At 74.0% G+C, this 10980-nt stretch carries 9 protein-coding genes and 1 tRNA gene; 4 read left to right on the top strand and 6 right to left on the bottom strand.

The window, feature by feature from the left end:
* The 3 genes from FH969_RS15340 to FH969_RS13930 form a co-directional block, all read right to left on the bottom strand.
* Positions 1-1978 (bottom strand): PKD domain-containing protein (locus FH969_RS15340; protein WP_180359817.1); only part of this gene is annotated, 1978 nt, incomplete at its 3' end.
* 11 nt (positions 1979-1989) lie between these two features.
* Positions 1990-2352: a hypothetical protein gene (locus FH969_RS15880; protein WP_180359816.1), complete on the bottom strand. Its 363-nt coding sequence runs from the start codon at positions 2350-2352 to the stop codon at positions 1990-1992.
* Between the two features lie 98 nt (positions 2353-2450).
* Positions 2451-4289 (bottom strand): ABC-F family ATP-binding cassette domain-containing protein, encoded by a 1839-nt coding sequence (locus FH969_RS13930; RefSeq protein ID WP_139987757.1) that lies wholly within the window; start codon positions 4287-4289, stop codon positions 2451-2453.
* A gap of 118 nt (positions 4290-4407) precedes the next feature.
* Here FH969_RS13930 and FH969_RS13925 point away from each other — a divergent pair, with 118 nt between their 5' ends.
* Entirely contained in the window at positions 4408-5820 is a 1413-nt protein-coding gene (locus tag FH969_RS13925; RefSeq protein WP_180359815.1) for an FAD-binding oxidoreductase, read from the top strand.
* 163 nt (positions 5821-5983) lie between these two features.
* Here the strand turns inward: FH969_RS13925 and FH969_RS13920 are convergent, their stop codons facing one another.
* The 3 genes from FH969_RS13920 to FH969_RS13910 all read right to left on the bottom strand — a co-directional run bounded on the left by FH969_RS13920 (position 5984) and on the right by FH969_RS13910 (position 7910).
* Positions 5984-6508, bottom strand: coding sequence for a gamma carbonic anhydrase family protein (locus tag FH969_RS13920; protein ID WP_139987753.1), 525 nt, complete (start codon positions 6506-6508; stop codon positions 5984-5986).
* A gap of 59 nt (positions 6509-6567) precedes the next feature.
* Positions 6568-7152 carry a MarR family winged helix-turn-helix transcriptional regulator gene (locus FH969_RS13915; protein WP_139987751.1) on the bottom strand — a complete coding sequence of 195 codons (585 nt, stop codon included), beginning with the start codon at positions 7150-7152 and terminating at the stop codon, positions 6568-6570.
* Between the two features lie 158 nt (positions 7153-7310).
* Positions 7311-7910 (bottom strand): TetR/AcrR family transcriptional regulator, encoded by a 600-nt coding sequence (locus tag FH969_RS13910; RefSeq protein WP_108718079.1) that lies wholly within the window; start codon positions 7908-7910, stop codon positions 7311-7313.
* 147 nt (positions 7911-8057) lie between these two features.
* On the opposite strand from FH969_RS13910, the gene FH969_RS13905 reads away from it, so the two are divergent.
* The 3 genes from FH969_RS13905 to FH969_RS13895 all read left to right on the top strand — a co-directional run bounded on the left by FH969_RS13905 (position 8058) and on the right by FH969_RS13895 (position 10791).
* Positions 8058-8129 (top strand) — tRNA-Gln (locus FH969_RS13905).
* Positions 8130-8311: 182 nt separating this feature from the next.
* Complete coding sequence (glmU, locus tag FH969_RS13900; protein WP_139987749.1) at positions 8312-9814, top strand: bifunctional UDP-N-acetylglucosamine diphosphorylase/glucosamine-1-phosphate N-acetyltransferase GlmU; 1503 nt, start codon at positions 8312-8314, stop codon at positions 9812-9814.
* Entirely contained in the window at positions 9811-10791 is a 981-nt protein-coding gene (locus FH969_RS13895; protein ID WP_139987747.1) for a ribose-phosphate diphosphokinase, read from the top strand. The genes glmU and FH969_RS13895 overlap by 4 nt, the downstream gene beginning before the upstream one ends.
* Positions 10792-10980 lie beyond the last annotated feature (189 nt).

The following is a 10980-nucleotide window of genomic DNA, read 5'->3' as shown; positions in this document are numbered from 1 at the left end:
TGGCGACGGTGAGGGGGCTGTACCGCGCCGCCTGCGAGCTGCGTGCGGTCGCGGCACGCTGGGCTGCATGCTCTGCCTCGCGGTCCGCCTCGATGCTCCGCCGGGTCGCCTCGTCGGCTCGCTCGAGCGCACGCCGGTGCCGGTGCTCGGAGTGGTGCCCCACCTTGATGGGCTCGCCGCCGGGCGGGAGTGTCTCGAACGCCTGCTCGGCCCGCAGCGCGACGTCGCGGGCCTCGTCGGCTCTGCGCTGCGCGCGCGCCTCGAGCGACCGCTGGCGGTCCTGTGCACGAGCCGTCCGGTCGCGCTCGACGTCCTCGGTGGGCCGCGGGGTGACCGCGTTGGGGGCCGGCGCGACCGTGACGGGGACGGAGACCTGGTTGGTGGCTCCTCGGGAGTCCGTGACCGTGAGCACCATCGGGTACGTGCCGGCGGCCGCGTACGTGTGCGACGTCGTCGCGCCGGTGGCCGTGGCGCCGTCGCCGAACGCCCACGCGTAGGTGAGGGCGTCGCCGTCGGGGTCGGTCGACGTGCGGGCGTCGGCCGTCACCGTGAGCCCGGTGACCGACGAGGTGAGGCCTGCGGACGGCGCGCGGTTCGGCGGCGGCGCGAGGCGGCTGACCTCGAGCCGGTCCACCAGCACGGTGGCGGCGGCGGTCGCGGTGGAGGAGACGTACGCGGAGATGCCGACCCCGACCGTCGGGGTCTGGAAGCCGACCGTCGCGTCGGATGCGGTGAGCGTCCAGGCGGTCGGCTCGGTGGCGCCGGTCCACGTGCGGGCACGCAGCCGCACGGGCGAGGTCCCCTCGGCCTCGAACCGCAGGTGGAGCATCTGGTTGGCCGCCGGCGTCGTGCCCAGACGCAGCGACGCGAGCGTCGTCTCGGTGCTGCCGACCTGCCGCACGAGGGTCAACCTGGGGGCGCCCGTGCTCGAGTACTGCACCTTCGCGGTGTAGAGCTGCGTCGACGACTTGCGCTGGACGGCGGACACGTACGTTCCGGACCCGGTCGCCGTCGCCGTCGTCGCGATCGACGTGAGCACCGAGACGTCACCCGCAGACGTGTCGAGCATCCCCTCGTACCGGCGCCCGACGTCGACCACCAGGACGCCGGCCGAGCCGTTGACGCTCAGCCGGTTGAGGTTGTTCAGCACCCAGGCCTGGCCGGTGTCGGTGCTGCCCCAGCCGCTGGTCTGGGTCCGGTTGAACTCGTCGCGGACCACGACGGGGTCGTAGGGGGTGCGCAGGCGCCAGGTGGGCGACTCGGTGGTCGAGGTGCCGTCCGAGACCACGGCGCGCCACTCGTACTCCGTGTCACGCGCCAGACCGGCCCAGGTCGTCGAGGCCGTCTGTCCGGACGGCACGGTGACCGTCGCGATGGTCTGGAACGGCGCGGGAACCTGGCCGACGAGGTCGAACGGAAGGGTGAAGGAGGAGGAGTCGTCCGTCTCGTACTGGCCGAGGGTGGGGGAGTAGGTCGTCGCCGTGAGGGTCGCGGCAGCGGGGTCGAAGCGGTAGTACCGCAGCCACCCGTTGCCGCCGTTCGCGCGGTCCTGGTAGTCGGTCGTGAGCTGGTGCACGTCGTTGCCGCACGCGTTCTTGTCGGTGCGGCGGGCCTCGCCCAGGTCGTTGTCGTGCACATGACCGCTCACGACGAGCCGGATCTGGCAGTGCGTGCGCACGAACTGGTCCCACATCACCGCCGGCGCCGTGCCACCGGGCCGCTCGGGGTTGGTGTTGCGCGAGTTCGCCAGGTTGAGGAAGGAGTGGGTCGCGAGGATCACCGTGCGGTTCGGGTAGGCGGCCAGCACGCGGTCGGCCCAGTCCAGCGCGTAGGTCGGGGCCTCGAACTCGAGCGAGAGCACGAGCCAGTCCACGCCGCCCGCGGTGAACAGGGCGTAGTTGTCCATGTTGCCGCGGTCCACGGGGTCGGGGCCGAACTGCTTCCAGTAATCGCTGACGAGGTCACCGAGGTGGGACACGAACTGGGTGTTCAGCTGCGAGCGGGAGTCGACGATCCACTGAGCCTGCGCGTCGATGACCAGTCGCGGGCGAGGTAGGTGTAGTTCTGCGTGTCCGGGATGACGACGAACGTGAAGGGGTCGGCCGTCGAGGTGCCCGGTACGGTCGCTCCGCGGCGCCGCCCCTCGAACCGGACGGTGACGTTGCCGCCGTCGGGGTCCGTCGGGGTGACCGCGAGCACGGGATCGACCTCCGCCGCGGTCGTGCCGTCGGCGGGTCGCACGAGCGTCGGCGTGCCGGGCGGTGCCGCGCCTGCCGGGACCGCGGTGGCCGCGGTGAACACCATCGCGGCCGCGGCGACACTGGCCAGGATCCGGGCTGCCTTGCGTCGCATCTCCCCTGATGCCCGCATGGCCACCACCCCCCACGGGTGAGCCGATCAGACGCGCCATGCTCCCACCGCGGCACAGTCGGCGTACAGGGCGAGTTTCCTCAGGCGTCCTCGGCCAGCTCCAGCCACTGCTCCTCGAGGTCGGCGACGTCGGCCTCGATCCCGCGCAGCCGTTCGGTGAGCGCGGCGAGGCCGGCGTAGTCGGCGACGTCGTGGGTCGCCATCTGCTCGTGCAGCGCGAGGGCCTCGGCCTGGCGCTTCTCCAGCCGCCGCTCGAGCGACGCGAGCTCCTTGCGGGTGGCGTGCCGCTGCGCACCCCCGTTCGCGAGGCGATCTTCGTCCTTTCCCGAGATGATCGTGGTGACGGACTGTCCGGAAGAACGTCTCGAGAAAGGACGGACTTCCTCTCGCGAAGCGGCGCGGAGGGTGAGGTACTCCTCGACCCCGCCGGGCAGGTGCCGAAGGGTCGCGCTGCCCCCGCCGTCTGCCCTGGGCAGCACCGCGTACTGGTCGTCGGTCACGCGCTCGAGCAGGTACCGGTCGTGCGAGACCACGAGCAGCGTGCCCGGCCAGCCGTCCAGCAGGTCCTCGATCGCGGCGAGCATGTCGGTGTCCATGTCGTTCGTCGGCTCGTCCAGCACGAGCACGTTCGGCTCGCCGAGCAGCACGAGCGCGAGCTGCAGCCGCCGCTTCTGCCCACCCGACAGGTCCCGCACCGGGGTCGCGAGGTGCGCCGAGGTGAACCCGAGCCGCTCGAGCACCTGCCCCGGGGTCAGCTCGTCCCCGCCGACGGACGTGAACGCCGCGCGCAGCGGCGCGATGACGTCGGCCACCCGCGACCCGACGTGCGGCGTCAGCTCGGCGAGGTCCTGCGACAGCCACGCCGCTCGCACGGTCTTGCCGCGCTTGACCCGCCCCGACGTCGGCTCCAGCGCGCCGGTCACGAGCCCCAGCAGCGTCGACTTCCCGGCGCCGTTCTGGCCCAGGATGCCCACCCGGTCGCCCGGCCCGAGGATCCAGCTCACGTCGTGCAGCACGTCGTGCTCGCCGTCGTAGCTCACCGAGGCGTCCACGAGCTCGACGACGTCGCGGCCCAGCCGGGCCGTCGCCGTGCGGGTGAGCGCCACGGTGTCGCGCACCGGCGGCACGTCGGCGATCAGCGCGTTCGCCGCATCGATCCGGAACTTCGGCTTCGACGTCCGCGCGGGCGCCCCGCGCCTCAGCCACGCGAGCTCCTTGCGCATGAGGTTCGCCCGCCGCGCCGCGACGGCCGAGGCCTGCCGGTCGCGCTCCACCCGCGCCAGCACGTACGCGGCGTACCCGCCCTCGAAGGGCTCGACCACGCCGTCGTGCACCTCCCACGTCGTGGTCGTCACCTCGTCGAGGAACCACCGGTCGTGAGTCACGACGGCGAACGCACCCTCCCCTGCGGCGTACCTCTCCTTGAGGTGCTCCGCGAGCCAGGTCACGCCCTCGACGTCGAGATGGTTCGTGGGCTCGTCGAGCAGCAGGACGTCGACGTCGGACGTGAGCAGCGCCGCGAGCGCGGTGCGCCGGCGCTGCCCGCCGGACAGCGAGCCGACCGTCGCGTCCCACGGCACGTCGGCGACGAGCCCGGTGATGACGGACCGGATCCGGGGATCGGCGGCCCACTCGTGGTCGGCGGCGTCGCCGACGATCGCGTGGCCCACGGTCGCGGCCTCGTCGAGCGAGTCCGTCTGGTCGAGCATCCCCACCCGGACGCCGCGGCGCGTCGTGACGCGACCGGAGTCCGGCGTCGTGCGTCCGGCCAGCAGCCGCAGCAGCGAGGACTTGCCGTCGCCGTTGCGGCCGACCACCCCGACCCGGTCGCCGTCGTTGAAGCCGAGCGAGACGCCGTCGAGCACCACGCGGTTGGGGTAGGCGAGGCGGAGGTCGTCCGCGCCGAGGAGGTGAGCCACAGGGATCAAGCCTAGGCGGGGGTGCGACCGCGGGCTTGGCTCCCGCTATTGACTACACCAACGGTACTGTGAATACTTTATCGGTTCAGTCAACCCGATGTCACCTCTGGAGCCACGCATGAGCTCGTCCGTCCTTCCCACGGCGCAGACAGCGCTGCCCGCCTCGCCGGAGCCGCCGGCACCACCCCGCCGCCCCGACCCCGGCGACATCGCCACCCTGCGCGCGGGCCTCGCCGGCTCGCTCGTGCTCCCCGGCGAGCCGGGTTGGGCGGCCGCGAGCGCGCCGTGGAACGTCGCCGTCGCCGAGCGTCCCAACGCCGTCCTGGTCGCCGCGAACGCGGGTGACGTCGTCGCGGGGGTGCGGCTCGCCGTCGCCCGCGGGGTGAAGGTGGCTGTGACCGGGCCCGGCCACGGCGCGAGCGCCACTCTCGCGAGCACGCTGCGGGTGAGCACCGACGGGCTGCAGCGGATCGAGGTCGACCGGGCGGCGCGCACCGCGCGCGTCGGCGCCGGCGTCTCCTGGGGCGTTCTGCAGGCGGCGCTCGACGGCACCGGCCTCACCGGCCCGGTCGGCTCGAGCCCGTCGGTCTCGGTGGTCGGTCTGCTGCTTCAGGGCGGCTACTCGTGGTTCTCCCGGCGGGTCGGCGCCGCGGCGGGCTCGCTGCGCGCCGCGGAGGTCGTCGCCGCCGACGGCTCGATCCGGTGGATCGACGACGGCGTGGATCCCGAGGCCATGGCGGCCCTGCGTGGGGGAGGGGGCGGGTTCGCCGCGGTCACCGAGGTGCTGCTCGACCTCATCGAGGCGCCGAACCTCGCGGGCGGCCGCCTCATGCTCCCGATCGAGGCCGCGTCCGCCGTCCTGGCCGCCTACGCCGCCGCGACGCGCACGGCGCCGCCAGAGATCACCCTGTGGTGCAGCGCGCTGCGGTTCCCGCCGCTGCCGGAGCTGCCCGAGCCGCTGCGGGGGAGAGCCTTCGTCGCCGTGGACGCCGTCTCGACGGCGGGCCTGGATGCCCTCGAGCGCGCGCTCGCCGGTGTGCGCGCGGCCGGCCCTGTGGTGCACGACACGGTCGGCGTCCGCACCGCGAGCGGCATCCCCGCGATCTGCGAGGAGCCGGTCGCGCCGACGCCCACGGTGCAGCGCGGCTTCACGCTCGCGGACCTGCCCGACGACGCCGTCGCCGCCTTCACCGCGGCCGTCACCCAGCCGGGTCCGCACCTGGCGGTCCAGCTCCGGCACACCGGCGGGGGGCCGGTGCTGCGGGACGGGCTCGCCACGGCGGTGGCCGACGGTTACGTGGTCAACGCGCTCGCCGTCGCGCCCACGCCCGCCGCGCAGGAGGCGGCGCGGGAGGCGAACGAGCGGCTCGCCGTCGCGCTCGCGCCCTGGCGGGGCGGGCGTCCGCTGCCGAGCTTCGTCGACCCGGTCGACGGTCTCGCGGCGGCGTACGACGGCGAGCAGCGCGCCCGCCTCGACGCCGTCGCTCGGCGGTGGGACCCGGAGGGCACGTTCGTGCGGTCGCTCGCGTGAGCGCGCGGGAGGGCTGACGCGGGTCGCGAGTGCGAGCGACCCCCGTCGGACGACGGAGCGCGCCGGGGTGTTGGGGGCCGGCGCGCTCCGTCGAGCGCTGGGCTCAGGCGCCGAGCGCGGCTACCGCCGTCGAGCCCGCCCGTCGAGCGCGCGGGCGCCGGCGTCAGTCGTCGAGCGCCGCTCGGTGCGCGGCCGCGATCTCGACGTACTGCGAGGCGTTGTGCTGCAGGTACGCGCGCTCGTCGGGGGTGAGGTCGCGGACCACCCGCGCGGGCGCACCGGCCACCAGCACGTGCGAGGGGAACGACTTGCCTGGCGTCACGAGCGCACCCGCCGCGACCATCGTGCCGGGGCCGATCACGGCGCCCGACATCACGGTCGCGCTCATCCCGACGAGGCAGCCGTCCCCGATCGTGCAGCCGTGCAGGACCGCCGCGTGGCCCACCGAGACGCCGTGCCCGACCACGGTCGGGAAGGCCTGGTCGACGTGCACCACGACGCCGTCCTGGAGGTTCGTCCGCTCGCCGATCGTGATGCTCGCGATGTCGCCCCGAAGCACCGCGTTGTAGAAGACGCTCGAGGACGCGCCGATCGTCACCGCGCCGGCCACCACGGCGCCCGGCGCGATCCACGCGAGAGGCGAGATGCGGGGGCGGGAGTCGCCGACGGCGAGCACGAGGTGGTCCATGAGGGCTCCGTTGCGATCAGGGGACGGGTAGGGAACGACGGGTTGTCCTGCGGTGGGAGCTACGGCGCGGCGACGGTCCGCGGCACGGGCGCCCGGCCCGAACGCGCGACGCCCGTCTGCGTCTCGTACCGGTGCAGCAGCGCGCGCAGCGCCTCGGCGAGCTCGCCCGCGTGCGGCACGCCGTCCTCGCCCGGCCCGTCCAGCGCCGCGAGCACGGCGCGCTCGCGGGTGACGAGGTCGGAGACCGCGGCGTCCACGGCGGCCCGACCCGCGGGGGTGAGCCGCACGAGCACGATGCGGCGGTCGTCGTTCGACCCCCGACGATCCACCAGACCGCGCTCGGCGAGCCGGTCGATGCGGTTGGTCATCGTGCCGGAGGAGACGTGCGTCTGCGCCACGAGCCGGCCGGGCGTGAGCTCGTAGGGTTCGCCGGCCCGGCGCAGCGCCGCGAGCACGTCGAACTGCCACATCGTGAGGTCGTGCTGGGCGAACGTGGCCGCGCGCATCGACTCGATGTGGTGCGCGAGGCGGTGCAGCCGGGAGAACACGTGCATCGGCTCGACGTCGAGCGTGGGCAGCTGCGCGTGCCACGCCGCCGTGATCGCGTCGACCTCGTCCGCGAGGTCGTTCGACGTCGGGCTCATGAGGGCAGCCTAATCTCTCGACGTCGAGATTTTCGACCCTTGGGGAATGGTCGGGTGACGGCGACGCGCAGGTCGGCCTCCGCGGGCGCACGCCCTGCGAGCCCGGACCCGCGCGCCCGACGGCGAGCCTCGCCGTCGTACGCCAGGTCGCCCCGCGCTCAGCGCGGGTTGCGAATCGCGGGCGACCCCTGGAGCGAGCCGAGCCCGTTCCAGGCGAGGTTGACCAGGTGCGCGGCCACGACGCGCTTGTCGGGCGAGCGCGCCTCGAGCCACCACTGCCCGGTGAGCGCGATCATCCCGACGAGCATCTGCGCGTAGATCGGGGCCGTCGCCGGGTCCAGGTCGCGACGCTCGAACTGGTCGGCGAGCAGGTGCTCCACCTGCGTCGCGACGTCGCCGATCAGCGAGGAGAACGTGCCGGAGGCCTGGGCCACGGGGGAGTCGCGCACGAGGATGCGGAACCCGTCGGTGCTGGACTCGATGTAGTCCAGGAGCGCGAGCGCGGCGCGCTCCACGATGATCTTGGGGTGACGGTTAGGCGCGAGCGCCGTGGTGAGCATGGACAGCAGCCGCTCGACCTCGCGGTCGACGATCACGGCGTACATGCCCTCCTTGCCGCCGAAGTGCTCGTACACCACGGGCTTGGAGACGTTCGCGCGGGCTGCGATCTCCTCGACGCTCGTCGCCTCGAAGCCCCGCTCGGCGAACAGCGCGCGCCCGACGTCGAGCAGCTGTTCCCGGCGTTCGCGCGCCGTCATGCGCGGTCGCGCCGCGCGGCGGGGGCGGACGCGGAGCGGTGCGGGATCGGGGGGCGTGCTCACGCCCCCATCATGCCCTGGCAGAATCGCCAGGGCCCGGGGACGTCGACGCGGTCCACCCGTCCGACGCCTGCGACGTCCCGGCGGTCCGCCCTGGTGTAACGGCAGCACGCCGGCCTTTGGTGCCGGGAGGTCCGGGTTCGAGTCCTGGGGGCGGAGCGGGTGCGCCGTCGGTCGGCGTCGGCTCCGCGCGCGGGTCGCGCGGGTCGCACAGGTGGCGGACGCCCGCCCACGGCCGACGCACAGCCGGCGCGAAGCGTTCACACGCCGTTCGGGCGGACGCCGTCGGCGCACTAGAGTGAGCAGGCCCGCTCGTGCCAGTCCCCCGGGAGACCGTTGCCGTGACCACCGCACGTCCCGCCGCCGTCGTCGTCCTCGCCGCCGGCGAAGGCACCCGGATGCGGTCCACCACCCCCAAGGTTCTGCACGCCATCGGCGGACGCACCCTGCTGGGCCACGTGCTCGCCACGGCGCGCGACCTCGCTCCCGAGCGCCTCGCCGTCGTCGTCCGGCACGACCGTGACCGCGTCGCAGCGCACGCCCTTGAGCTGGACCCCGGCGTCGTCGTCGCGGACCAGGACGAGATCAAGGGCACCGGCCGCGCCGCCTGGTGCGCGCTCACGGCGCTGGACGACGCCAGCCGCGTCGACGGCCCTGTCCTCGTCCTCGCCGGCGACGTCCCGCTCCTGGACTCCGGCACGCTGGGGGAGCTGCTCGCGGCGCACGTCGCGGACGGCAACGCCGTCACCGTGCTCACCACCCGGGTCGCCGACCCGGCCGGGTACGGCCGGATCGTGCGCGACGGCGAGGGGCACGTCGAGCGCATCGTCGAGGACCGCGACGCGAGCCCGGGCGAACGGGCGATCGACGAGATCAACACGTCCGTCTACGCGTTCGACGCCGCCGTGCTGCGCCACGGCCTCGAGCACCTGCAGGATCCCGACTTCGCCGCGACGAGCAACGCCCAGGGCGAGGTCTACCTCACCGACGTCGTCGCGCTCGCGCGCACGCACGGCCCGGTGCGCGCGCTCGAGACCGACGACCCGTGGCTCGTCGAGGGCGTCAACGACCGCGTCCAGCTCGCTTCGCTCGGCGCCGAGCTCAACCGCCGGGTGCTCGAGGACGCGATGCGCGCCGGCGTCACGGTCGTCGACCCGGCCACCACCTGGGTGGATGTGACCGTCGAGCTGGCGCAGGACGTCACGCTGCTGCCCGGCGTGCAGCTGCACGGGGCGACCCGGATCGCGGCGCGTGCCACGGTCGGTCCCGACACCACGCTCACCGACACCGAGGTCGGGGAGGGAGCGGAGGTCGTGCGCAGCCACACGTTCGCCGCTCGGATCGGGGCCGGCGCGCACGTCGGTCCGTTCACCTACCTCCGACCGGGCGCCGACCTCGCGGCGGGCGCGCACGTCGGCGGTTTCGTCGAGGTCAAGAACTCGACCGTCGGTGAGGGCGCGAAGGTGCCGCACCTGTCCTACGTGGGCGACGCCGAGGTGGGCGCCGGCTCGAACCTGGGCGCCGGCGTCATCGTCGCGAACTACGACGGCGTCTCGAAGAACCGCACGCGGGTCGGGGCGCACGCGTTCGTCGGCAGCAACAGCGTGCTGGTCGCGCCGCTCGACGTCGCGGACGGCGCGTTCGTCGCGGCCGGCTCCACGATCACGCGAGACGTGCAGCCGGGTGCGCTCGCCGTCGAGCGTGCGCAGCAGAAGTCGGTGCCGGGGTGGGTCGCGCGGCGACTCCCCGGGACGCGCTGGGCTGCGGCCGCCGAGGCCGCGGCCGGGGCGGGCAGGGGCGAGGACGCCGACGGCGTCGAAGGCACTGGAGGAGACCAGGCATGAGCGGCATCACCACGTTCGGGGAGCGCAGGCTCGTCCTCATCTCGGGTCGAGCGCACCCCGACCTCGCCGAGCGCGTGGCGCAGGAGCTCGGCGTCGACCTCGTGCCGACGACCGCGTACGACTTCGCGTCGGGCGAGATCTACGTGCGGTTCGCGGAGAGCGTGCGCGGCGCGGACGCGTTCGTGCTGCAGAGCCACACCGCTCCGGTGAACCAGTGGGTCATGGAGCACCTGCTCATGGTCGACGCGCTCAAGCGCGCCTCCGTCAAGCAGATCACGGCCGTCATGCCGTTCTACCCGTACGCGCGCCAGGACAAGAAGCACCGCGGCCGCGAGCCGATCTCCGCGCGCCTCATGGCCGACCTGTTCCGCACCGCCGGCGCGCACCGCCTCATGTCGGTGGACCTGCACGCCGCGCAGACCCAGGGCTTCTTCGACGGGCCGGTGGACCACCTGTTCGCGATGCCGACGCTCGTGGACTACGTCCGCACCCGGGTGGACCTGGGCAACGTGGTGGTGGTCTCCCCGGACGCCGGCCGGATCCGGGTTGCGGAGCTGTGGGCGGCCAAGCTCGGCGGGTGCCCCCTGGCGTTCGTGCACAAGACGCGCGACATCACGCGGCCCAACCAGGCCGTGGCCAACCGCGTGGTCGGCGACGTCGCCGGGCGCGACGCGGTGCTGGTCGACGACCTCATCGACACCGGCGGCACGATCGCCGAGGGCGTGCGGGTGCTGCGCGAGAACGGTGCGAAGTCCGTCACGATCGTCGCGACGCACGGCGTGCTGTCCGAGCCCGCGCCCCGCCGGCTCGCGGAGTGCGGCGCGCTCGAGGTCGTGGTGACCGACACGCTGCCGATCCCGCACGAGAAGCGCTTCCCCGGACTGACGGTGCTGTCGATCGCGCCGCTGCTGGCGCGCGCGATCCGCGAGGTGTTCGACGAGGGCTCGGTGACGAGCCTGTTCGACGGGAACGCCTGACCGCAGCGGCCGGGTGCGGCGGGTGGGCGCCCGACCTGGTTGCGATGCCAGCGTTTCGTACCGCTCGCGAGGGCGGTGCCAGCGTTTCGTGCCGCTCGCGAGGGCGGTGCCAGCGATTCGTGCCGGTTCGTGGCTTCCACCCGGCACAGATCGCTGGGTTCGCGCTTCAGCCCGCGACAGATCGCTGGG

It is taken from the genome of Miniimonas arenae, from assembly GCF_006351005.1.
Classification (GTDB): Bacteria; Actinomycetota; Actinomycetes; order Actinomycetales; family Beutenbergiaceae; genus Miniimonas; species Miniimonas arenae.
Note: the sequence above shows the minus strand (reverse complement) of the source record. Positions and strands in the feature narration are given on the sequence as shown.